This window comes from Sphaerisporangium sp. B11E5 (genome assembly GCF_039871875.1).
In the GTDB taxonomy this organism is placed as follows: domain Bacteria; phylum Actinomycetota; class Actinomycetes; order Streptosporangiales; family Streptosporangiaceae; genus Sphaerisporangium.
Genome location: NZ_JBDPMD010000019.1, coordinates 94072 through 117802 on the forward strand (window position 1 = coordinate 94072; position 23731 = coordinate 117802).

General features: G+C 70.1%; 18 protein-coding genes. 12 read left to right on the forward strand and 6 right to left on the reverse strand.

Translation table 11 applies throughout. From position 1 onward, the window contains the following. Positions 1 to 103 precede the first annotated feature (103 nt). Both ABGB17_RS18905 and ABGB17_RS18910 read left to right on the forward strand, forming a co-directional pair. Positions 104 to 1324 carry a class I SAM-dependent methyltransferase gene (locus tag ABGB17_RS18905; protein ID WP_347631227.1) on the forward strand — a complete coding sequence of 407 codons (1221 nt, stop codon included), beginning with the start codon at positions 104 to 106 and terminating at the stop codon, positions 1322 to 1324. 205 nt (positions 1325 to 1529) lie between these two features. Beyond that, positions 1530 to 2696 carry an acyltransferase gene (locus tag ABGB17_RS18910; protein WP_347631229.1) on the forward strand — a complete coding sequence of 389 codons (1167 nt, stop codon included), beginning with the start codon at positions 1530 to 1532 and terminating at the stop codon, positions 2694 to 2696. Positions 2697 to 2760: 64 nt separating this feature from the next. Here ABGB17_RS18910 and ABGB17_RS18915 read toward each other — a convergent pair whose 3' ends face one another. Beyond that, positions 2761 to 3747 carry an NAD-dependent epimerase/dehydratase family protein gene (locus ABGB17_RS18915; RefSeq protein WP_347631231.1) on the reverse strand — a complete coding sequence of 329 codons (987 nt, stop codon included), beginning with the start codon at positions 3745 to 3747 and terminating at the stop codon, positions 2761 to 2763. Then, on the reverse strand, positions 3744 to 5057 hold the full coding sequence (locus ABGB17_RS18920) for a nucleotide sugar dehydrogenase (protein ID WP_347631235.1): 1314 nt from the start codon (positions 5055 to 5057) through the stop codon (positions 3744 to 3746). Before ABGB17_RS18920 ends, ABGB17_RS18915 begins: the two co-directional genes overlap by 4 nt. 417 nt (positions 5058 to 5474) lie before the next feature. Here ABGB17_RS18920 and rfbH point away from each other — a divergent pair, with 417 nt between their 5' ends. The 3 genes from rfbH (at position 5475) to ABGB17_RS18935 (ending at position 9325) form a co-directional block, all read left to right on the forward strand. After that, positions 5475 to 6779, forward strand: coding sequence for a lipopolysaccharide biosynthesis protein RfbH (rfbH, locus tag ABGB17_RS18925; RefSeq protein ID WP_347631237.1), 1305 nt, complete (start codon positions 5475 to 5477; stop codon positions 6777 to 6779). Between the two features lie 104 nt (positions 6780 to 6883). After that, positions 6884 to 8218 carry a nucleotide disphospho-sugar-binding domain-containing protein gene (locus ABGB17_RS18930; protein WP_347631239.1) on the forward strand — a complete coding sequence of 445 codons (1335 nt, stop codon included), beginning with the start codon at positions 6884 to 6886 and terminating at the stop codon, positions 8216 to 8218. Between the two features lie 39 nt (positions 8219 to 8257). Further along, positions 8258 to 9325, forward strand: a complete 1068-nt coding sequence (locus ABGB17_RS18935) for a glucose-1-phosphate thymidylyltransferase (protein ID WP_347631242.1) — start codon at positions 8258 to 8260, stop codon at positions 9323 to 9325. A gap of 198 nt (positions 9326 to 9523) precedes the next feature. Here ABGB17_RS18935 and ABGB17_RS18940 read toward each other — a convergent pair whose 3' ends face one another. Together ABGB17_RS18940 and ABGB17_RS18945 are read right to left on the reverse strand one after the other, a co-directional pair. Then, positions 9524 to 10093: a dihydrofolate reductase family protein gene (locus ABGB17_RS18940; RefSeq protein ID WP_347631245.1), complete on the reverse strand. Its 570-nt coding sequence runs from the start codon at positions 10091 to 10093 to the stop codon at positions 9524 to 9526. 93 nt (positions 10094 to 10186) lie between these two features. Beyond that, complete coding sequence (locus tag ABGB17_RS18945; RefSeq protein ID WP_347631248.1) at positions 10187 to 11299, reverse strand: serine hydrolase domain-containing protein; 1113 nt, start codon at positions 11297 to 11299, stop codon at positions 10187 to 10189. Between the two features lie 537 nt (positions 11300 to 11836). Here ABGB17_RS18945 and ABGB17_RS18950 point away from each other — a divergent pair. From ABGB17_RS18950 to ABGB17_RS18960, 3 genes are all read left to right on the forward strand, one after another. Beyond that, entirely contained in the window at positions 11837 to 12988 is a 1152-nt protein-coding gene (locus ABGB17_RS18950; protein ID WP_347631250.1) for an epoxide hydrolase family protein, read from the forward strand. Between the two features lie 128 nt (positions 12989 to 13116). After that, positions 13117 to 14505, forward strand: coding sequence for an FAD-dependent monooxygenase (locus ABGB17_RS18955; RefSeq protein WP_347631252.1), 1389 nt, complete (start codon positions 13117 to 13119; stop codon positions 14503 to 14505). A gap of 114 nt (positions 14506 to 14619) precedes the next feature. Then, positions 14620 to 16929, forward strand: a complete 2310-nt coding sequence (locus ABGB17_RS18960) for an excinuclease ABC subunit UvrA (RefSeq protein ID WP_347631255.1) — start codon at positions 14620 to 14622, stop codon at positions 16927 to 16929. 115 nt (positions 16930 to 17044) lie between these two features. Here the strand turns inward: ABGB17_RS18960 and ABGB17_RS18965 are convergent, their stop codons facing one another. Then, positions 17045 to 17602, reverse strand: coding sequence for a hypothetical protein (locus ABGB17_RS18965; protein WP_347631257.1), 558 nt, complete (start codon positions 17600 to 17602; stop codon positions 17045 to 17047). A gap of 350 nt (positions 17603 to 17952) precedes the next feature. Then, on the reverse strand, positions 17953 to 18510 hold the full coding sequence (locus ABGB17_RS18970; RefSeq protein WP_347631259.1) for a hypothetical protein: 558 nt from the start codon (positions 18508 to 18510) through the stop codon (positions 17953 to 17955). Positions 18511 to 18634: 124 nt separating this feature from the next. Here ABGB17_RS18970 and ABGB17_RS18975 point away from each other — a divergent pair, with 124 nt between their 5' ends. The 4 genes from ABGB17_RS18975 to ABGB17_RS18990 all read left to right on the forward strand — a co-directional run bounded on the left by ABGB17_RS18975 (position 18635) and on the right by ABGB17_RS18990 (position 23668). Next, positions 18635 to 19207: a TetR/AcrR family transcriptional regulator gene (locus ABGB17_RS18975; protein ID WP_347631261.1), complete on the forward strand. Its 573-nt coding sequence runs from the start codon at positions 18635 to 18637 to the stop codon at positions 19205 to 19207. Positions 19208 to 19428: 221 nt separating this feature from the next. After that, the gene (locus ABGB17_RS18980; RefSeq protein ID WP_347631263.1) at positions 19429 to 21954 is read left to right on the forward strand and encodes a galactose oxidase early set domain-containing protein; all 2526 of its coding nucleotides are present in this window, start codon (positions 19429 to 19431) and stop codon (positions 21952 to 21954) included. A gap of 59 nt (positions 21955 to 22013) precedes the next feature. Further along, positions 22014 to 22847 (forward strand): inositol monophosphatase family protein, encoded by an 834-nt coding sequence (locus ABGB17_RS18985; RefSeq protein ID WP_347631265.1) that lies wholly within the window; start codon positions 22014 to 22016, stop codon positions 22845 to 22847. Next, positions 22844 to 23668 carry a DUF4240 domain-containing protein gene (locus tag ABGB17_RS18990; protein ID WP_347631267.1) on the forward strand — a complete coding sequence of 275 codons (825 nt, stop codon included), beginning with the start codon at positions 22844 to 22846 and terminating at the stop codon, positions 23666 to 23668. The genes ABGB17_RS18985 and ABGB17_RS18990 overlap by 4 nt, the downstream gene beginning before the upstream one ends. Positions 23669 to 23731 lie beyond the last annotated feature (63 nt).

Sequence of the window (23731 nt, forward strand, 5' to 3'; positions counted from 1 at the left end):
GCCGCGCGCGTCGCATCTTCAAAAGTGCGGACGACGTGCGGGCCGCCCGCCGCACGGCACTCCTGGAGAAGAACCGGAGAACTCCCGTGGTTAATCTGAGCGCATGGAGAGCCCCTGTAGGATTTGCGGCGGCGTCGTCAAGGAATCGATCGACCTCGGGCGGCAGCCCCGGGGCAACGGTTTCCTCCTGCCGCGGGACATCGAGAACGAGTTCTTCTTCCGGCTCGCCGTCGGCATGTGCGATTCCTGCACGATGACCCAGCTGATGGAGGACGTGCCGCAGGAAATCCGGTATCACGACGCGTACCCTTATCACGCGTCCGGATCCGCCGTTCACCGCAAGCACTTCGAGCAGAACGCCCGCTATTTCCTGGAGCACGAGCTCACCGGTCCCGACCCGTTCATCGCCGAGATCGGCAGCAACGACGGCGTCATGCTGGCCACCATCGCGGCGGCGGGCGTGCGGCACCTCGGCATCGAGCCGTCCGCGGAGGTCGCGGAGATGTCGCGGGCCAAGGGCGTGCGGGTGCTGCCCGAGTTCTTCGACGAGACGACCGCCGCCAAGATCCTCGACGAGCACGGGCCGGCGGACGTGGTGTTCGGCGCCAACTGCATCGCGCACATCGCCCACCTGGCCTCGGTGACGCGCGGCGTGGAGCTGCTGCTCGGGCCCAACGGCGTGTTCGTCTTCGAGGAGCCCTACTTCGGTACCGTCGTCGGCAAGACGGCCTTCGACATGATCTACGACGAGCACACGTTCTATCTGGCGGTGCGCTCGGTGAAGGCCATGGCCGAGCTGTACGGCCTGGAGCTGGTGAACGCCGAGCCGCTCGCGCTGCACGGCGGCACGATGCGCTACACCCTCGGCCGTCCCGGCATGCGCACCCCGGCGCCCGCGGTCGCGGAGTTCCTCGCGGAGGAGCAGGAGCGGGGCCTCGGCGAGCACGCCGCGCTGCAGCGTCTCAGCGCCTCCATGGAGCAGATCCGCCACGACCTGAAGTCCCTGCTGGTCAAGCTGCGTGAGGACGGCGCCACGGTCGTCGGCTACGGCGCGCCGGCCAAGGCGGCGACGGTGACCAACTACTGCGGCATCGGCCCCGACCTGATCCCGTTCATCGTGGACAACACGCCGTCCAAGCAGGGCCGCCTGGTGGCGGGCTCGCACATCCCGGTGGTGGCGCCCGAGCGGTTCCGCGACGCCGACCCCGACTACGCGGTGCTCTTCGCGTGGAACCACGCCGAGGAGATCATGGCGAATGAGACCGTGTTCCATGCCCGCGGCGGGCGCTGGATCCTTTACGTGCCCGACGTCCACATCGTCTGACCCGACCCCCAGCATGCGGCCGGCCTTCACCGGCCGCATTTCCATGGGACCGCCCGCGTGGTTCAGCACGTGGGGAGATGCGGCGGACGTGGCGCGGCGCGAATCATACGCCTAGATAGTTCTTTTCGCGAATATCCGGCCAGGACCGTCTAGGAAAGAGGACACCACCTTGTCCGCGATAACGAGTTCACCGCAGATCCCCCCATTGAACGAACGCCAGCGAGACCTTCCCGCGCTGACCGGAATGCGCATCATCGCGGCCCTTCTGGTGTTCCTCTGCCACGCTGTGTTCCCGCTGAGCCCGGGCAACCAGAACCCCACGACGCCGTTCGCCGACCCCGGGATCACCGAGGACCTCTACTGGTTCTTCTCGCCCGGCGCGTCCATCGGCGTGTCCTTCTTCTTCATCCTCAGCGGCTTCGTGATCACCTGGTCCTGGCGGCCGGGGCAGCGGACCGGGGCGTACGTGCGCCGCCGCCTGGTGAAGATCATGCCGAACCACGCCGTGACGTGGGGCCTCGCGATGCTGCTGTTCGCCGCCGCGTTCACCCCGGCGTGGGGCCTGCCGAACCTGTTCCTGGTGAACGCCTGGAGCTCGGACCCCAACTACTGGGGCGGGGCGAACATGCCGGCCTGGTCGCTGTGCTCGGAGATCCTGTTCTACCTGCTGTTCCCGCTGCTGATCATCCCGATCCGCAAGATCGCCGACAACCGGCTGTGGTTGTGGGCGGCCGTCACCGTGGCGGCCATGGCGCTCACCTGCGTCGCCACCCTCACCCTGCTGCCCGCTGAGCCGCGCTTCCCGGGCGAGCCGCTGGCCCTGCCGCAGTTCTGGTTCATGTACATGTTCCCGCCGGTGCGGCTGCTGGAGTTCGTGCTCGGCATGATCCTCGCCCGCATCGTCATCCAGGGCCGCTTCCCGCGCCTCGGCCTCACCCCCGTGGCGCTGCTGGTGGTCATCGCGTACGCCGGGACGCTGATCGTGCCGTCGCCGTGGAGCCTCACCCTGGTCACCGCGGTGCCGTTCGCCCTGGCCATTGGCGCGTTCGCCACGGCGAACCTGCGCGGCCGGCGCACCGTGCTCGGCACCCGGCCGATGGTCTGGCTCGGCAACGTGTCGTTCGGGTTCTACATGACCCAGGCGCTCGTGCTGTTCTGGCTCGTGCCGACGGTGCTCCCCGGCGCCTCCTACGGCGTCGTCGGCGGCACGCTGCTCGTCATCGGCCTCACCGCGGTGAACGTGGTGGCCGGCTGGCTGCTGTACAAGCTGGTCGAGCAGCCCGCGATGAAGCACTGGAGCCGTTCCAAGAAGACCCCGCCGCCGGCCCCCCGCCACCGGGTCGAGGACCCCTCGGTGGGCGTGCCCGCCTGACACACGAGAAACCGGCGCCGGCCGGGGCGTGAGCCCGGGCCGGCGCCGGTCGCCGTGGAAGGCGTCAGACGGCGCCGCTGTCCGGCAGCGCCAGCCACCAGGGGTTCGCCCGGGCCCAGGCGATGGTGGCGGTGAGGCCGTCCTGCAGGGTGGTACGGGGCTCCCAGCCGAGGATCCGGCGGGCCTTGGCGTTGTCGGGCACGCGGCGCGCCAGGTCCTCGTACGCGGCGCCGAGCCGCTCACCGGTGTCCACGGCGATGGCCGGCGCGTCGGCCCCGGTGAGCTTGGCGATCAGGTCGAGGGCGTCGGCGATCGTCGTCTCCACCATGGTGCCGAGGTTGAACGACTCGCCGACCGCGCCCGGGTGGGCGGCGGCCAGCAGGGTGCCCTCGACGGCGTCGCCGACGTAGGTGAAGCACCGGGTCTGCCGGCCCTCGTCGTAGTTCACCACGGGCAGGCCGTTCAGCGCGCGGTGCACGTTGCGGCTCACGATGTACGCGGGCCGCTGGCCGGGGCCGTAGGCGTTGAAGTAACGCACGATCGTGGCGGAGAGCCCGTGCTGGCGGCCGAACGCGAAGGTCAGGTGCTCGGCGAGCGCCTTGGCCGAGGAGTACGTCCACCGGTCCACCGACGTCGGCCCGAGCACCCGGTCGCCGTCCTCGGGCCACGGCACGACGGGGTTCTTGCCGAACACCTCGCTGGTGCTGGCCACCACGACCCGGGCCCCGGCCCGCGCGGCGAGGTCGAGCACGTTGCGGGTGCCGGAGAAGTTGATGTCGATGACGTCCAGCGGCCGGGCCAGGTACTGGTCCACCCCGACGACCGCCGCCAGGTGGTACACGACGTCCACCCGTGAGGTGATCGCCGCACCCAGCGCCGCGGGGTCGCGGATGTCGCCCTGGACGTACCGGGTGTCCGCGGACGGGTGGCGCGCCGGCGGCGGCCCGCTGTCGAACACCGTCACCTCGTCGCCCCGGGCGAGCAGCCGGGCCACCAGGTGGCCGCCGATGAACCCGGAGCCGCCGGTCACGACGGCACGCGCGCCGCTCACCGGCCGACCCCGCGGTAGACGTAGCCGAGTCGCCGCAGCGACGCGATCTTCTCCTTGGAGAAGTACGCCCGGCCGTCCAGGATCAGGCACGACGTCGCGACCGGCAGCTCGGCGAACTCGATGCCGGCGAACTCCCGGTGCAACGTCATCAGCGCCACGCAGTCGGCGTCCTGCACGGCCTCACGCAGCGTCGCGGCGGGCTTGATGTCCACCAGCTCCTCGGCCTGCACCGGGTCGACCAGCGGGTCGTACACGCGCACCTGCAGGCCGGCCTTCTTCAGGGCGGTGACCGCCCCCTCCACGGGCGTGGCGCGCAGGTCGCCGGTGTCGTTCTTGAACGCGAGGCCGAGCACCGCCACGGTGGAGGCGTCCGGCCGCTTGCCGAGCCGCACCAGCTCGTCGATGATCAGTTGCGCGGTGTACTCGGGCATGCTGGCGTTGACCTCGCGGCCGATCGGCGCGGTGAGGATCTCCAGGCCGCGCTCGCGGGCGGCCCGCCACACCATCCAGGGGTCCTTCACCAGGCACGAGCCGCCGACGCCGACGCTCGGCAGCAGGATGTTGATGTTGCCCTGGCCCTTCGGCACCGTGTTGGCCGCCTTGATGACGTCCAGCACGTCCACGCCGAACAGCGCGCAGAACTTGGCCAGCTCGTTGGCGAGCGCGATGTTCAGGTCGATCCACCAGTTGTCGGCCAGCTTGACGATCTCGGCGGACTCCGGCGACGCCAGCGGGTACACCTCGACCTGGAACGTCCTGCGCCAGAACTCCGCGGCGGCGTCCGTGCTCGCCGCGTCGAGGCCGCCCACCACGATCGGCAGCCGGCGCAGCTCGCGCAGCGCGGTGCCCTCGGCGAACCGCTCGGGGGTGAACGCGAGCCCGAAGTGCTCGCCCGCCGTCAGCCCGCCCCGCTCCAGCAGCGGCCGCACCAGGGTGCGGGTCGCCCCGGGCGGCACCGTGCTCTTCACCATCACAAGATGACCGGCTCGCAGGTGGCGGCCCACCTCGGCGCACGCGCCGCTGAGCTGGTCGTCCACGAGGGAGCCGTCGGCGCGCACCGGTGTGCCCACCGCGATGAGCACGACGTCGGCCTCCCGCACGGCGGCGTAGTCGGTGGTGACCCGCAGCCGCCCGGCCGCCACCCCGGCGAAGAGCAGGTCGGCGAGCCCCTCCTCCTGGTACCGGCAGTGGCCCGCGCCGAGCTCGTCGATGAGCCGGTGGTCGTTGTCCACGCCGATGACGTCGCACCCGCGGTCCGCCAGCATCGCGGCGAAGCACGAGCCGACATAACCCAGTCCGACAATGGCCACTTTTGGATTCTGGTGCTCAGCTAGAAAACGCATGTACGCTCCCGTCGAGGCTAATGAGACACGATCACTTGTGATCGGGGCGCGGCGCCGTTTATCTCATGCGGGCATGGACCGCCCCGGGGTCGTCCCCTGCACGAGCACATAGTCATTCGCTGCCGTTACGCAGCGCATCTCCTGAAATGCGAGGCAGCAGGACCGCGCGCGAAACAATGCGTACCGCACTCCAGGAGATGCGCGCCGATCCACCCGAGAATGATCCTGTTGTCAGTGCGTCGCGGACCTTTTCCGGGGCGCTGTCCGGAATGTTTCTCGCGACGCCGCGCCTCGGGCCATGCCGACGATGCCGCCGTCTCGTGCGACCTTTTTTTCTCCGTCACGACCGCCGAGCACCGCCGACCGATGAGTAAAGGACCGGAGATGAATGACCACAAGGCGCTGATCCTGGACGAGGTCCGCAAGTACCACCAGGACACCTTGAGCGACGAGGGGTTCGTGCCGGGGGTCAGCGAGGTCTGGCCGACCGGCGCGGTGCACGACGTCGAGGACCGTGTCGCGCTGGTCGAGGCGGCCCTTGAGCTCCGGGTGGCGGCGGGCACGCGGGCACGCAAGTTCGAGTCGGTGTTCGCCCGCAAGATGAAGCGGCGCAAGGCCCTGCTGACCACGTCAGGCTCGTCGGCCAACCTGCTGGCCGTCTCCGCGCTGACCTCGCACCGCCTGCAGGACATGCGGCTGCGCCCCGGCGACGAGGTGATCACCGTCGCGGCGGCCTTCCCGACCACGGTCAACCCGATCCTGCAGAACGGCCTGGTCCCGGTGTTCGTGGACGTCGAGCTCGGCACCTACAACCCGACGGTGGACATGGTGGCCGCGGCCATCGGCCCGAAGACCAAGGCGATCATGATCGCGCACACGGTGGGCAACCCGTTCGACGTCGTGGACATGGCCGACCTCGCCGCCCAGCACGAGCTGTTCCTCATCGAGGACAACTGCGACGCCGTCGGCTCGTTCTACGACGGCGAGCCCACCGGCACGTTCGGCGACCTCGCCACGGTGAGCTTCTACCCCGCGCACCACATGACGATGGGCGAGGGCGGCTGCGTGCTGACCTCCAACGTGGTGCTGGCCCGCATCGTGGAGTCGCTGCGCGACTGGGGCCGCGACTGCTGGTGCGAGCCCGGCGAGAGCAACACCTGCCTCAAGCGCTTCAGCTACCAGATGGGCACGCTGCCCGAGGGCTACGACCACAAGTACATCTACTCGCACGTCGGCTACAACCTGAAGGCCACCGAGCTCCAGGCCGCGCTCGGTCTCAGCCAGCTCAACAAGGTGGACGACTTCTGCGCGACCCGGCGGCGCAACTGGCGCCGGCTGCGCGAGGGCCTGGACGGCGTGCCGCACCTGATCATGCCGGTGGCCACGCCGCGCAGCGACCCGAGCTGGTACGGCTTCGTCATCACCGTCGAGCCGTCCGCGCCGTTCGCCGCCGCCGAGCTGATCGACTTCCTGGAGAACCGCAAGATCGGCACCCGGCGGCTGTTCGGCGGCAACCTGTTGCGCCACCCGGCCTACACCGACGTGCCGCACCGCGTCGTCGGCGATCTGACCAACACCGACATCATCATGACCCAGACCTTCCACGTCGGCGTCTACCCCGGGCTCACCGACGAGATGATCGACTACGTCGTCTCCTCGATCAAGGAGTTCGTGGAGGCGCGCGGATGACGCGTGCCGGCCGGGGCCGCCGCCCCCTTCCGCCCCGGCCGGCACCGCGTGCGTCTCGTGCGCAGCCGCACGCTCACGGCAAGCCATATCGCTAGGAGACAGCAATGCGTGTCATGATCACCGTCTGGCCACACATGTGCCATCTGTATCCGATCATTCCGTACGCCCAGGCGTTGCAGAACGCCGGACACGAGGTCTGCGTCGCGGGCCCCGAAGGCGCGACCGAGCAGATCGTGGCCGCCGGGCTCACCGCGGTGGTCACCAAGGGCGACCAGGCACCGCAGACGGCACAGGACTGGGCGCGGCCCGACCTGGTGATCGACCACGTCGAGATGGACCGCCAGGCGGCGGCCCTCGGCGTCACCGACGGCGAGCGTGACAACTGGGATGTGTACTCCCATTTCCTGCTGTTCGGGGTGCGTTTCCACCTGCCTCCCGAGCCCAGCACGAACAACGTGGAGCTGATCGAGTTCGCCAAGGCGTGGAAGCCGGACCTGGTGCTGTGGGACCCGTGGTTCCCCGCCGGCGCGGTCGCGGCCAAGGCGTGCGGCGCCGCGCACGGCCGCATGCTGATGGCCCCCGACTACAGCGGCTGGGTGGGGGAGCGGTTCGCCGCGTACCGTGAGACCGGCGGGGCGCCGGAGCTCAACCCGCTGGTCGAGGTGCTGCGTCCCCTGGCCGACCGGTACGGCGTCGAGGTGGACGACGAGCTGGTGTTCGGCCAGTTCTCCCTCGACCCGATGCCCGACGAGATGCGCCTGTCCACCGGCATCGCGTCGGTGCCGGTGCGCTGGATCCCGTACAACGGCGGCGGGGTCAAGCCCGAGTGGCTGTACGGGAGCCCCGAGCGCCCGCGCGTCGCGCTGTCCCTCGGCGTGTCCACCCGCATGTACATGAAGGGCGAGTGGCGCACCCCGAAGATCTTCGAGGCGGTCGACGGCCTGGACGTCGAGATGGTGGCGACGCTGAACAAGGACCAGCTCCAGGACATCGGCACCATCCCGGACAACGTGCGCACCGTGGACTACGTGCCGCTGTCCCAGCTCCTGCCGACCTGCGCGGTGAGCATCAACCACGGGTCCAGCGGCACGTTCTGGGCGTCGCTGGCCAACGGCCTGCCGCAGCTCATCACCGACACCGACGAGCGGCAGAGCCAGAGCACGGAGGGCGAGGGGGAGAACACGCAGTTCAAGCTCCCCGAGCGGCACATCCTGTCCCCGATCGCCGCCCGGTACGTCACCGGCCACGGCGCCGGCATGCGGCTCAACCACCAGACGCAGTCGGTGGACGAGATCCGCAGCCAGATCGTCAAGCTGGTCGACGACCCCTCCTACAAGGACGGCGCCGCGGCACTGCGCGACGACTGGCTGGCCCGCCCGGCCCCTGCCGAGATCATCCCGGACCTGGAGAAGCTGACCGCCCTGCACGGGCGTGGCTGAGCCCCGGGCGATCCCGGGCGCGGGAAAGAGAGACGGTTGATGAAGGCTCTGGTCCTGTCGGGCGGGTCGGGCACCCGCCTGCGCCCGTTCAGCTACTCGATGCCGAAACAGCTCATCCCGATCGCGGGCAAGCCCGTGCTGGAGTACGTCCTGGAGAACATCCGGGACCTCGGGGTGACCGAGATCGGCGTCGTGGTGGGGGAGCGGGCCCACGAGATCATCGAGGTCATCGGCGACGGCTCGCGTTTCGGCGCCCGGGTCACCTACATCACGCAGGACCGCCCGCTCGGGCTGGCGCACTGCGTGGCGCTCGGCCGCGGGTTCCTCGGCGACGACGACTTCGTGATGTACCTCGGCGACAACATGCTGCCGGACGGCGTCGCCGGGGTCGCCGCGGAGTTCCGCGCCGCGCGCCCCGCCGCGCAGGTCGTGGTGCGCCGGGTGCCGGACCCGCGCGACTTCGGGGTGGTCGAGCTGGACGACAGCGGGGCGGTGCGGCGGCTCGTGGAGAAGCCGCGGCACCCGCGCAGCGACCTCGCCATGCTCGGCGTGTACTTCTTCACCGCGGCGATCCACGAGGCGGTGGCCGCCATCGGGCCGAGCGCCCGCGGCGAGCTGGAGATCACCGACGCGGTGCAGTGGCTGCTCACCGAGGGCGCCGACGTGCGGGCCAGCGAGTACACCGGCTACTGGAAGGACACCGGCCGCGCCGAGGACGTGCTCGCCTGCAACCGGTGGCTGCTCGCGGGGTTGCGCCCCTCGGTGTCCGGCCTGGTGGACGCGCAGAGCGTCGTGGAGGGCCGGGTCGTGGTCGAGCCCGGTGCCCGGGTCGTGCGCTCGCGGGTCACCGGCCCGGCGATCATCGGCGCGGGCAGCCTCATCGAGGACAGCCACATCGGGCCGGGCACCTCCATCGGCCCACGCTGCGTGGTGCGGGGCACCCGCATGGCCGACTCGATCGTGCTGGACGGCGCGGCCATCTCCGGGGTGTCGGGCCTGCTCGGCTCGCTCATCGGCCGCTCGGCCACCGTGGTGCCCGCCGTGCACGGCGACGCCCAGCACTGCCTGGTCGTCGGCGACCACACCCGCATCGAGATCGCCGCCTGATGCCGGGCCGCCGCCCCAGGCACGGCCGCCCACCCCGCAGGCCCGCCCCTCCGCGCTGCGCGGTGCCGGACCCCCGGTGCCGCGGGACCGGCGGGGCCCCTGACGGCCCGGAGGATCCGGGCGGCCCCGATGCCCCCGCTGTTCCCTTGGAACATGGAACCGCCCCGGACCGGCACGGGGCCGGCCGGGGCGGGGAGTTCACTCGCCGGCGGCGGGGCGGTACGACAGCACCACGATGCCGGACCGGAAGGTGGTGGACTCGGCGAGCTCCAGGCGGGCCTTGCTGCCCTCCTGGACGATGAGGCTGCCCGGCGTGGTGACGCCGACCAGCACCGGGTGCACCCAGATCTCCAGCTCGTCCAGCAGGCCGGCCTCCAGCAGGGAGTGCGCGAGCCGCCCGACGCCGTAGATCAGGATGTTCCCGCCCGGCTGGTCCTTCAACTTGGCGATCTGGTCGATCACGTCGTCCTTGATGACCGTCACCGGGCCCCACTCGGCCTTCTCGATGGTGGTCGACACGACGTACTTCTGGATGCTGTTCATCCGCGCGGCGAAGTTGTCCGTGGCGGGGCTGTCGTCGGACGTCATGGTGGGCCACGCCTCGGCGAAGCCCTCGTAGGTCCCCTTGCCGAGCAGCAGGGCGTCGCTGGAGAACAGCGTGGCGGTGGCCCGCTCCCCCGCCTCCTCGTTGAAGTACGGCATCGACCACTCGGGGTTCTCGATGACCCCGTCCAGCGAGGCGTACACGACTGCGATGATCTTGCGCAACTTGACTCCTCGGAGCGCGCCGGCCGCCGCGCCGGACCCGGGAGATCCGGCTCCGGCACGGCGGCCGCCGTCGGGTGGCGTGGAGGCCCGCGATCAGGCCGGCGTCAGTGACTTGGTGACGATATCGGAGATCACTCCGATGGTGGTGTAGTCACCGGGGGTGAAGCTGACCTTGGTCACCGCCAGGGCGGTGCCGGTGCCGAGGTCGGCGTCGGCCAGGCTGCCGCCCGCGCCGGGCCAGCCGATGACCGGGCCCGCGGGCGGGCTGGCGACGGGGCGGGCCATGTTGTAGCCGAGGGCGTAGGCGGTGGGGTAGCTGAAGACCTCGTCGATGCCCTCGGACGACGGCTTGGCGATCATGTCCAGCCGCTCGGGGGAGATCAGCCGGACGCCGTCCACCGGCCCGAGCAGCGCGGCGTAGATCTTGGCGACGCCGCGGGCGGTGACGGTGCCGCCGGCCGGGATGTCGGCGCTCAGGTAGTCCGTGCGGTTGCACATCTCCGGCGTGAGCTGCACCGCCCGGGGGGCGATCTTGAAGAACGCCGGCATCATGGCCTCGAGCTGGTCGAAGTCGATCGGCGGGCCGGACGCCTCCAGCTTCGCCACCTTGGCCAGGTGCTCGGCGGGGACGCCGAGGAACACCTCGTCGGCGACGCCGAGCGGGCCGGTGACGTACTCGGCGAGCACCGTGGAGAGCGGCTTGCCCGTGACGCGGCGCACGACCTCGCCGGCCAGCCAGCCGAACGTCTGCGGGTGGTAGCCGACCTTGGTGCCCGGCTCCCACCACGGCTCGCTGTCGGCCAGCACCGCGGTCATCTTGTCCCAGTCGATCAGGTCCTCCGGCGTGGTGTCCGCCGGGACGCCGGGCAGGCCGACGGTGAAGTCGAGCACCTGGCGCAGGGTGGCGCCCTGCTTGCCGTGCGCCGCGAACTCCGGCCACACGTCCGCGATGGGCGTGTCGTAGTCGAGCACGCCCTGCTCGGCGAGCACGTGCACCACGGCCGAGGTGAGGCTCTTGCCGGTCGAGGAGCTGTAGATGGGTGTTCCGCTGGTCAGCGCCCGCCCGGTCTCGGCGTCGGCCAGACCGGCCACCGCGTCCACCACGAGCTCGCCGTCCTTGTACACCGCCACCTGTAGCCCACGCTCGGTACCGGAGGCGACCAGCTCGTCGATGGCGTTCTGCACCTGCTGCTGAAGATCGCTCATTGTCTTTCCTCTGCGCTGGATGTCATGGCAGGCCGCCGGGCCCGTGAAGGCCGGCGGCGGGATCGTCGGATACCGATCGCGAAGTCCTCCCGTGCGGGACACTCACGATTTTGTCCGGGGAGGTGACGAGCGACAACGCGATGGAGGCACAAAGCATTCTGCGATAAAGACGGCCGGGCGGGGCCGAAGGAGACGCGCCACACCCGGATGCCCTGGTCGCGTGCCGATTCCGAATGATGCTCGGCTTCTGGGCGGGCGGCGAGATTTCCGGGGCGCACTGGGGTGACCCCTAAACCCCCCATTTAGCGCATTACGGGCGGACGGCTCGAACCGCCTGGCTGGACGGCCCCGAAGGCCGCGGTGCCGCCGCACCCCAGGCAGGGGTACGGAACCGGACGAGCCGGGAATGGCGCCGGCGCGGACTGCGCGAGACGGTAAACGCGGCATGACGGAAATATCGCATTTACAGAGATGCCTGGCGCGGGTGCGCCGAGTGACGATATTCGGCGGACCCATCACTAAAGAATCAGGTGCTCAATGCGTCCCTTCCGTATTGAAATTCCGCAGGCCGACATCGACGACCTCAAGGCGAGACTCGCCAACACCCGCTGGCCTGGGGAGATCCCCGGCCTCGGCTGGCAGCGCGGCGTTCCGGTGGAATACCTCAAGGAACTGGCCGAGTATTGGCGCACCGAGTACGACTGGCGCGCCGCCGAGGAGAAACTCAACGCCTTCCCGCAGTTCGTCACCGAGATCGACGGCGCGAACGTGCACTTCCTGCACGTCCGCTCGCCCGAGCCGGACGCCACCCCGTTGATCATCACCCACGGCTGGCCGGGTTCGGTCGCCGAGTTCACCGGCGTCATCGGCCCGCTCACCGACCCCCGCGCGCACGGCGGCGACCCGGCGGACGCGTTCCACGTGGTCATCCCGTCCATCCCCGGCTACGGCTTCTCCGGCCCCACCAACGAGCCGGGCTGGGACGTCGGCCGCGTCGCCCGCGCCTGGGCCGAGCTGATGAGCCGCCTCGGCTACGACCGGTACATCGCGCAGGGCGGCGACTGGGGCAAGCCCATCTCGCTGCAGCTCGGCCTCGCCGACCCCGAGCACGTCGCCGGCGTGCACATCAACATGCTGGTCACCTTCCCGCCCGGCGAGGCCGCCATCGCCGAGCTGGACGGCGCGGACATGCAGCGCCTCATGCACGGCGGCCACTTCGCGCAGGACGGCATCGGCTGGCAGAAGATCCAGTCCACCCGCCCGCAGACCCTCGCGTACGCGCTCACCGACTCGCCGGCCGGGCAGCTCGCCTGGATCGTGGAGAAGTTCTACGAGTGGACCGCCGCGGACAAGGCGCCCGAGGAAGTCGTCGACCGCGACGAGATCCTGACCGACGTCTCCATCTACTGGTTCACCGCCACCGCCGGCTCCTCCGCGCAGCTCTACTACGAGGCGTCCTACGGCGACGAGGCGTTCGCCCGCACCTGGGGCGGGCCGTGGCCGCTGGAGATGCCGGCCGCGGTGGCCGTGTTCCCGTCCGACGCGACCCGGCCCATCAAGCGCTGGGCCGAGCAGACGCTGCCGAGCCTCACCCGGTGGACCGAGTTCGAGGTCGGCGGCCACTTCGCCGCCATGGAGCAGCCCGGGCTGCTGGTCGGCGACATCCGCGCCTTCGCCCGTTCGCTCTGATCAGCACTCCAAGAGATGCGCAGCACGGCTACGCGTCGTGACGATGTGGTGGGAATCAGCGGATCCACCGGCAGGCCGGGCCACGTGCCCGAAACCGGGTCCGCGGGACTTTTAGGGAGGTGACCGCCATGGGCAACCTCGTGGGAGACCGCGCGGTCGTGCTGGGCGGGAGCATGGCGGGTCTGCTGGCGGCGCGGGTGCTGTCCGAGGCCTACGCCGAAGTGACCGTCGTGGACCGCGACAAGCTGATCGGGGTGACCACCGCACGGCGCGGCGTCCCCCAGGGCCGGCACGTGCACGGCCTGCTGGCCCGCGGCCAGCAGATCCTCGAAGAACTGTTCCCCGGGTTCACCGCGGGCGCCGTCGCGGCGGGCGTGCCGACCGGCGACCTCGGCGAGCTGCGGTGGTACTTCAACGGCGTCCGGCTCAAGCCGGGCACCACCGGCCTGACGTGCGTGTCCGCCGCCCGCCCAGTGCTGGAGGCCCACGTGCGCAAGGGCGTCGAGGCCCTGCCCAACGTGTCGTTCGTGGAGGAGACCGACATCGTGGGGCTGGTCGCCACCCCCGATGGCGACCGGGTGACCGGCGTCCGGGTGCAGCGGCACGCGGAGGGCAGCACCGAGGAGGTGCTGGAGGCCGACCTGGTGGTGGACTGCACCGGGCGCGGCTCGCGTACGCCGGTCTGGCTGGAGCAGCTCGGCTACGAGCGTCCCGCCGAGCAGCAGATCAAGATCAACCTCACGTACACCACGCAGGTCTTCCGGCTGCCGGACGAGAGCATCCTCAACGGCGACCTGTCGATCAACCCGGTGTCCTCGCCGTCGCACCCGCGCGGAGCCTTCTTCTCGCGCATCGAAGGCGGCAAGTCCGCCGTGTCCATGACCGGCGTCCTCGGCGACAGCGCACCCGCGACCCCCGAGGGATTCATGGACTTCGCCAGGTCCCTGCCGGTCCCGGACGTCTACGACGTCATCAAGGACGCCGAGCCGCTGGACGACCCGGTGGCGTTCCGGTACCCCGCGAGCGTCCGCCGCCACTACGAGAAGCTCGACCGTTTCCCCGACCGCCTTCTGGTCATGGGTGACGCGGCGTGCAGCTTCAACCCCGTGTACGGCCAGGGCATGACCGTCGCGGCCCTTGAGTCCCTGACCCTGCGCACCCACCTCGCCAAAGGCACCCCGCCTGACCCGCGCGCGTTCCTCAAGGACATCGCCGCCGTCATCGAGGTGCCCTGGGGGATCTCCGCCGGCGGCGACCTGTCCTACCCCGAGGTCCAGGGCCCCCGGCCGTTCATGGTCCGCATGATGAACTCGTACATGGCGAAGCTCCAGGCCGCCGCCACGCAGGACGGCCGCATCACCCGCACCTTCATGCGGGTCGCCGGCCTGGTCGACCCGCCGCAGGCCCTGATGAGCCCCGGCATGATCTTCCGGGTCCTGCGCAACGCGGGCAAGGCGCCGCGCAACGTGGTGGTGTCCCCCGCCGAGGAGCCGGCGTCCGCGACGACCGGTCCCTAGGACCGCACGCAGGAAGATGCGGCCCCCTCGCGGGGCCTGTGAGGCTGACGGGGACCGCGCTCGGGCCGGGCGCGGTCCCCGTCGTCCTTGCAGTGAACGAGGAGGAGATGTCCTATGAGCGCCACCGCCGACACGCCCGAGCCCGACGGCATCCGGATCTCCGGGGCGCGTGAGAACAATCTCAAGGACGTCTCCCTGACCCTGCCCAAGAACAAGATCACGGTGTTCACCGGCGTCTCCGGGTCCGGCAAGTCGTCCATCGTGTTCGACACCATCGCCGTGGAGGCGCAGCGTCAGCTCAACGGCACCTTCCCCGCGTTCATCCGCAACCAGCTCCCGAAGTACGAACGCCCCCGCGCCGACGCCATCGAGAACCTCACCGCGCCCGTCATCGTGGACCAGAAGCCCGTCGGCGGCAACGCCCGCTCCACGGTCGGCACGATGACCGACATCTACTCGATGATCCGCGCCCTGTTCGCGCGCTACGGCTCGCCCACCGACGGCATGGTGTCCACGTACTCGTTCAACGACCCCAAGGGCATGTGTCCCGAGTGCGACGGCCTCGGCCAGAGCGTACGCGCCGACGTCGATCTGATGCTGGACAAGACCAAGTCGCTCAACGAAGGCGCCATCAGGCTCCCCAACTACAGCGTCGGCACCCCCGACTGGCAGTTGTACGGCAACTCAGGGAAGCTGGACCCCGACAAGCGCCTCGCCGACTACACCCCCGACGAGTGGCAGTTGTTCCTGCACGGCAGCGGCTTCAAGGTCGAGCTGAAGACCAAGAGCGGCGCCTACAAGACCAACTACGAGGGCGTGGTCGACCGCTTCACCCGCCTCGGCGTCAAACGCGACCTCAGCACGGTCAGCGAACGCACCCGCGAGGCCATCTCCAAGTTCATCACCGAGGGCCCCTGCACGTCCTGCGGCGGCGCACGCCTCAACCCCACGGCACTGGCCACCGAGATCGACGGCCGCAACATCGCCGACTGGTCCCGCATGCAGATCACCGACCTCATCGCGGTGCTCGCCGCCATCACCGACCCGGTCGCCGCCCCCATGGCCACCGCCGCGCGCACCGCGCTCGAACGCGTCGCCGCCATCGGCCTCGGCTACCTCAGTCTCGACCGTGCCACCTCCACCCTGTCCGGCGGCGAGAGCCAGCGCCTCAAACTCGTCCGCCACCTCGGCAGCACGCTGACCGGCATGACGTACGTCTTCGACGAGCCCAGCGTCGGCCTCCACCCCCGCGACGTCGGCCGCCTCAACGACCTGCTGCGCGCGTTACGCGACCAAGGCAACACCGTCCTGGTCGTGGAGCACGACCCTGACGTCATCGCCATCGCCGACCACATCGTCGACGTGGGCCCGAGAGCCGGCGCCAACGGCGGTGAGATCGTCTACCAGGGCACCGTCGCAGGCCTCCGCGCCGCCGACACGCGAACCGGCGAAGGCCTCCGCCGCGCCGTCCGCACCAAACAGACGTTCCGCGCCCCCACCGGCACCCTCCCCGTCCGCGACGCCACCCTCCACAACCTCAAGAACGTCTCCGTGGACGTCCCCACCGGTGTCCTCACCTCCGTGACCGGTGTCGCGGGCTCCGGCAAGAGCACCCTGATCGCCGAAGTCTTCGTGAGAACCCACCCCGGCACCGTCTACGTCGACCAGTCCGCCATAGCCGCCTCCTCCCGATCCACCCCCGCGACGTACCTCGGCCTGATGGACCCCATCCGCACCCTGTTCGCCAAGTCCACCGGCGCCGCCGCGGCCCTGTTCAGCTTCAACTCCGAAGGCGCCTGCCCCGAATGCCAGGGCCGCGGCGTCATCATCACGGAACTGGCCTACATGGACCCCGTCACCACGCACTGCGACGCCTGCGAAGGCCGCAGATTCAAGGACGAGGTCCTGTCCCACAAGGTCCGCGGCAAATCCATAGCCGACGTCCTGGAACTGACCGCGGAAGAGGCCACGACCTTCTTCACCGAAGCCCCCCTGCGCCGCAAACTCCGCTCCCTCATAGAGGTAGGCCTCGACTACCTGACCCTCGGCCAGCCCCTGAGCACCCTCTCCGGCGGCGAACGCCAGAGAATCAAACTGGCCACCCAGCTCACCGCCACCGGCACCGTCTACGTCCTCGACGAACCCACCACCGGCCTCCACATGTCCGACGTCGACACGCTCCTGACCTTGTTGAACACCCTCGTGGACAAGGGCAACACCGTGATCGTCATAGAACACAACCTGGACGTGATCCAGCAGTCCGACTGGATCATCGACCTGGGCCCCGACGGCGGCAAACAAGGCGGCCAGATCATCTTCACCGGCACCCCGGCCGACCTCCTCACCACCGCCGACTCCCTCACCGCCGAACACCTCCGCCACCACCGCGCCACCCACACCCTCGAACCCGCCGTCACGGTCTGACGGCACACCGGGGGTGTCTCCTGGTCCTTCTTTTCGCGAAACGCTCGGCCGGGACATCCGGCCGAGCGCCTCGAAGGTGGGATCGGTCATCGCGGCCGATGCCCTGATCTGTTGATCAGCAGATATCGATGTAGAACACCGGGGACCAGTTGTAGGAGAACCTCTCCTGCGGGGCCGTGGAGTAGCCGATCGGGCTCTTGGCCCCGTTGAGGAAGGTCGCGACGGTGCCACTGGTCTGGTGATTCCACCAGGATCCCGTCGTGGACCAGGGGATGGTGATCAGTTCGCTGCAGTAATACTCGGAACGCTTGTCCCCGGTGAAGTTGGGGCCGCTCCATGCGCAGAAATCGCCGTAACCGCATGTGCCCGCGACGGCGACCGGCTCGCCGAGTTCGCGGGCGAACCGCTCTCCTGGCAGGCTGAGCAGGAGGTGGCCGCCTGTCTCGTACTCGATCTTGTTGGCCGCGACCTGCTTCCCGCCGTGCTCGGTCAGGTACTTGTCAACGCGCTTTTGCAGATTTTCGGCCTCGGTGGCCGACAGTCCCGCGGCCCTGGCATCAGCCCGGAAATCCGGGTCAGAAGCGGTACCGGCGTTGGCCGATGCGATCGGCGCGAATATCGCCGTCAATCCGAGTACGAGAGCGCCGACCATGAGTAGCAGGGAACGCCGCATTGTTCATCCTCGTTTCTTATCGTGGAGGGCACCTCCTGTTGAGGCCGCTCCGCCATCCCCACAGCAGGTGCGTGTGGATTCGCAAGACGGGTGAGAATCGGTCGCCGCGGTGCCGGTGGATTCCGTCGGGTTTTCCAAACAATCACCCTCTTGCGGACTAGACGATAGGAACGTCGAGGGGGGCGGATTTGACCGTTCGCGCACGGCTCTTGCCTGTCCGCGCTCGCCGGACGTGCCCGCCGGAGGACGGGGACCCTTCGGTCCGGCGTTCTCGCCGCGCCGGCGGATGAGGCGGCGACGGCGGCGTTCTGCTCGTTCTGGCTGGTGGCGCGTGCCGCAGCGGACGGGGTTCAGGCGCTCTTCGCGGTGCGGTGCAGGCGCAGGGCGGAGACGAGGAAGAAGACGCCGCCGACGGTCGCGTACCCGGCGAGGTTCGTCAGTGACGCGGCCGGTGTGCCGGCCTGGAGGACGAAGGCCGTCCCGGCGATCGTGGAGATCGCCCCGCTGAGGATCATGGCCCATTGGCCGCCGAGCCTGCGGCGGCCGACGGCCACGACGAGCTGCACGATTCCGGCGGTGATCGCCCAGGCGCCCCAGACGCGCAGCGCCGCGGGCGCGCCCGAGCCGGCCGTGGCGGCCAGACCGGCGGCGGCGAGCAGGCTGAGGACCAGGTTGACGTACAGAGCCGCGGCGGGGCGCGCAGTCGTCGAGGACCGCAGGTCGGCGACGGCCGCGGCGACGTCGAACAGCGGGTAGATCACGAGCAGTGCCACGCTCACCGGGCCGGAATCCGGTCCGATCAGGAACAGCAGGACCGCCCAGAGGAGGGCGAACCCGAAGCGCACCACGTACAGGTTCCGCAACGCCACGGCGGTGCGACCGGTGTTCGTGTCGGTGACGGTGGTCATTCTCTCTGTCTCTTTCGGTAGCGGATTAGGTAGAATGACTAGTAACTCTACCGCGCTGGACACTAGCCCGCCGGTGAGGTCCGGCGCAAGAGGCGGAGGAGGAGGGACGCGTATGATCTCGAGCATGAACAGCCCCATGCGTGAGCGCCTCCTTGAGGCGGCGACCGAGCTGTTCTACGCGCACGGGCTCCGCGCGGTGAGCGTCGACAAGGTCATCGACCTCGCCGGCACGACGAAGGTGACGTTCTACCGGCACTTCAAGAGCAAGGACGACCTCCTCGTCGCCTACCTCGAACGCCGTGCCGCCCTCGAACGGGACGGCATCGGTGAGGCGATCAAGCAGGGCGACGGCGATGTCGACGCCACCCTGCGGGTGATCTCCCAGGCGATCGGCGTCATCGCCTGCGCCCCCGGCTTCCGCGGCTGCCCCTTCATCAACGCCGCCGCCGAACACCCCGACCCGGACAGCCCCATCCGCAAGACCGTCGACGCGCACCGCCGCTGGACCAAGACGACGTTCGAACAGCTCATCGCCCCGCTCGGCATCACGAACGCCGCAGAGGTCGCCGACGACCTGATGCTGATCCGCGACGGCGCCATGGTCGCCGGATACCTCGACCAGCCGGCGACCGTCGCCGCCTCGTTCCTCCGCAGCAGCCAGGCCGTCATCGGCACCGGCGGCGTGACCAGGAAATGAGCCCGCCGCCCGGAGGCGGGCGGCCTGCTGATCAAGCGCCGGGGAATCCGAACATCACATCGCGTTAACCGCTGACGATCATATGTCGTGCCGGTCCGTTGATCTGTTCGTCAACGGCGGTCTCATTCGGCGTTCCAATCGCTCATTAGAGTCCCCGGAGTCAAGGTCGTGAAAAACGGGAGCGGGGGTCAGCCCGAATGAGATTCCGATTAGGGAATGTGATGGCCGTGGCGACGGTCGTCGCCGGGTCGGTGCTGGTGAGTGCCTCGCCGGCCACGGCGGCGCTGGACGCCACCGGGCAGTGGGGGGCGTTGCTTCCCTGGCCGGTGGTGCCGATCAACAGCGCGTTGACGGCGGACGGCAAGTTGATGACGTTCGGCACGGACAGTGGCGGTGTCCAGGGCGGGCAATGGAACTTCGATGTGTGGGATCCGGCGACGAACACCCACGTCACACCCCCGAACACGACGTTCACGGATCTGTTCTGCTCGGCGCAGGTGTACGACCCGATCCGCGACGTGGTGTTCACCGTCGGCGGGGACGACAGGCGTGACGTGGAGGTCTCCGGGCCGTCCGGTGTGACCAGTTACTCCGCGGCGGCGGGCATCCTCGACGAGGCGCCGATGAACATGGCCCGGTGGTACCCGACCGCGACGGTGATGCCCAGCGGGGAGATCGTCGCCGAGGGGGGTTCGCTGCTGGGGCCGGACGGGCCGGGGGTGCCGACGCCGGAGAAGTACGTGCCCGGGTCGGGGTGGTACGCGCTCGACGGCGCGACCAGTGCCTACGCGTACGGCGACGACCAGAACCGGTGGTGGTACCCGCGGTCGTGGGTCGCGCCCAACGGCAAGATCTTCGGCATCACCGGGTCGAACATGTACTACCTGGACCCGCGGGGAAGCGGCACGGTGACGGCGGCGGGGACCTTCCCCGGCGGCAACATCGGGGCCACCTCGACGGCCGTCATGTACCGGCCCGGGAAGATCCTCCAGGTCGGCGGCGGCGCGTACAGCAACGGAGGCGGCGGGGCCGGGTCGACGGCGGCCACCACGGTGGACGTCAACGGTGCCACGCCGGTCGTGACCTCGGTGGCGCCGCTGACGTACGGGCGGCACTGGGGCACCTCCACCGTGCTGCCCACCGGTGACGTGCTGGTGTCCGGCGGTTCGTCTGCCAACAACGAAGAGGTGGGGGTGGCGCGCGAGCCGGAACTGTGGCACCCCGAGACCGGTACGTGGACCGTGCTGCCCGCCGAGACGCAGATGCGGCTCTACCACTCCACCGCCACCCTGCTGCCGGACGGCCGGGTGCTGGTCGGCGGCGGCGGCGCGCCGGGGCCGGTCACCAATCTCGACGCGCAGATCTACTCGCCGCCGTACCTGTTCGACGGGAACGCCCCGGCCGCCCGGCCGGTGATCTCGTCCGCCCCCACCACGCTCAGCTACGGCTCGACGTTCAGCCTCACGACCAGCGGCCTGCCGGCGTCCGGCGCCCGCGCGACACTGGTCCGGGCCGGTGCGGTGACCCACTCGTTCAACAGCGGCCAGCGGTTCATCGAGCTCCCCATGACCGGCACCGGCGCCAGCCGCAGCGTGACCGCGCCCGCCAGTGCCACCGTCGCACCGCCCGGCCTGTACCTGTTGTTCGTGGTGGACGCCACCGGCACGCCGTCGGTGGCGAAACTGGTCAACATCAACCCGCCCGGCGGCAGCGGCGCCCCGGCGAAGGTCTTCGAACCGTTCGAGGACGGCGCCGTGGCCCCGCCGAGCGGCTCGATCGCCTACACGACGGGCGGCACCTTCGGCCCGTGGACGGTGACGAACGGCGTCTCCCGCGACCAGGCGGCCGCGCACGGCGGCCTCGGCGGCACCGGTCACCACATCGACCTGGAGGACAACGGGCAGGTGCGGCGCACCGTCACCGGCCTCACCCCGGGCACGACGTACACGCTGACGCTCAGGTACGCACGCGCCAAGGCGATCACCAGCGGTGGGGTCTCGGCCAACCTGGCGATCGCGAACCTGAACAACACCTGGTCGGCGTTCAACCCCTCAAGCGGAGTGTTCGCCCCGTACAGCCAGTCGTTCACGGCCACGGCCACCTCGCACACGCTGACCGTGCGAGGAGTCTCCAGCCCATCGGCGACGGACGGCATGATCGTGGACGATCTGACCATCGTGCCGACCGGGGTCCCCGCGCTCGCGCCGCTGCTCGTCGACGGCATGGAGGCCGGCGACATGGCCGCGTACGGCGACCACGTCGGGTACGAGCCCGGCGACACGTTCGGCCCGTGGTCGGTGAGCAGCGCCGTGTCCCGCGACCATGCCGCCCACCACACGGGCTTCGGCTACGTGGGCCACCACCTGGACCTCGACGACGACGGGCAGGTGCAGCGCACCGTCTCGGGCCTGGTCCCGGGTGCCACGTACCGCCTGTCGCTGCGTCACGCCCGCCACCTCGCCGTCACCGGCCCGGTCTCCGCCAACGTGTCCATCGCCGGCCTGAACCACACCTGGTCGGCGTCGGACCCGTCCAACGGGCCGTTCCAGACCCTCGTCCAGACCTTCACCGCCACCGCGTCCAGCCACACACTGACCCTGCGGGGGGTCTCCAGTACCGACGGATGCTGCGGCATGGTCGTCGACGACCTGGTGATCTGGCGTGGCGCCACCGCGTACAGCGGCCAGTCGGCACTCACCCGCTCGGGCACCACCCGATCGGCCCCTCCGGCACACCACCACCACTGACCAGAGGCACCACGTGGCCGCCCGGCACTCCCGGGCGGCCACACCCGTATCCTGCGCACATGACGATCACCGACGAGGAGCTGGCTCTGACGGCGGCGAAGGCGGGAGCCGACGTCGTCCGCGCGATGTACGGCGCCCCGATGGAGCGTTTCGACAAGACCCCGGGTGACTTCGCCACCGCCGCGGACATCGAAGCCGAGAAAGCCATCCTCGACGTCATCCGCACCGCCCGCCCCGGTGACGCCGTGACGGGTGAGGAGACCGGCCACACCGGACCGGAAGGCGAGGGACGCACGTGGCTGGTCGACCCCCTGTGCGGCACCCTCAACTACGCCGCCCGCACCACGCTGGTGGCGGTGAACGTCGCCCTGCGCGTAGGCACCGCCACCACGGTGGCCGTCTCGGCGGACCCGTTCGCCGCCGAGACGTTCTGGACGGACGGCACCGCCGCCTACGTACGCCGCGCCGGCACGGACGAGCGCCTGACCCCGTCCTCCGGTTCCCGCCTGGTGGACGTCAACCTCGACCCCCCCTTCCCCAACGCGCCGTCCTTCCTGGCCGCCCGCCTCCTCGCCGCCCCCGCCTTCGGCGAGCGGTTCAGCCCCCGTGTCGTCTCCACCACCCTGGCACTGGCCTGGGTCGCCGCCGGCCGCCGCGCCGCGTACGTCACCGACGGCCACCTCCAGGACAGCGTGCACTTCGCGAGCGGGACAGCGTTGTGCCAAGCCGCCGGCTGCGTGGTGACCGGCCTCCACGGCCAGCCCCTCCACACCGGCGTCGGCGGCCTCGTCGCCGCGGCCGACCGGGAGACGCACACGGCACTGCTGGAACTCATCGGCGACCAGGTGCCGTCCGTGGAGCCCCATCGTCAGGGACCGGAGCCGGTGCGGTGACGGACGATGTGTTCTGGGAACTCGTCGACACGCTCGGCGGAGTCATCGACGAGGACGGCGTCGAAGTCCTGCGGGACCGTCTCTCGTCGCTGACGGCCGAGCAGATCGAAGGCTTCGCGGCTCAGCTCTCGGACAAGGTGCGCGTTCTCGCGGCGACCCCTTTCGAAGGGGGCCCGGTTCCCGACACGGGTGAGGCCGCGTGTCCGTCGCTCGGGGATTCACTCGAGAATTCGTTGTACGCGGTCGTCGCCTCCGGCCGGGAAGGGTTCTCGGCCGCGGTCGAGGATCCCTCGACCGTCGAGGAGGGGGAGTGGGACGCGGGGGAGGCCGAGCTCCTGGTCGATACCGTGGCGACCGTCCTGTGGGACCGGGCCGGCCTTGACTGGCATGACGATTTCGATCCCTTCCTGGCCGGTCTGCCGGCCGAGACGCGCTGGTACGCGACGAGCCGTGGATCGGCCTGGAGAAGCGCGCCGCGACGCTACGAGAAGGCCGCGCACGCCCTGGATCAGGCGTTGAACGACTCCGGGGAATGGCGTGCGTGGTGGCGGCAGGCGTCGCTCGACAGGGTCAAGGCCGGGATCGTCGTGAACTCCGACAGGAACCGCGTCCGGATCGAACGCGGCAGGAGGATCGTCAGAGCCGAGTTCGAGATGGACCGCGATTACTTCGGCGAGCGCGACGCGGCGGCTCTGGAGTCGCTCGTCGCCGAGGAAGCACTGATGATCATGCATGCGCTCGCCGAGCGACTCGGCATGACCGCCCCTCCACCGCTCCCGGCCGGTTCCCGGTGGCCGGGCGACGGCACGCCGCGTTCGTGACGAGCCCACCCGGGCCCGCGCGAGGGTGGGCCCGGGTCCTCTGATCACGGAATAGGGCCTGTC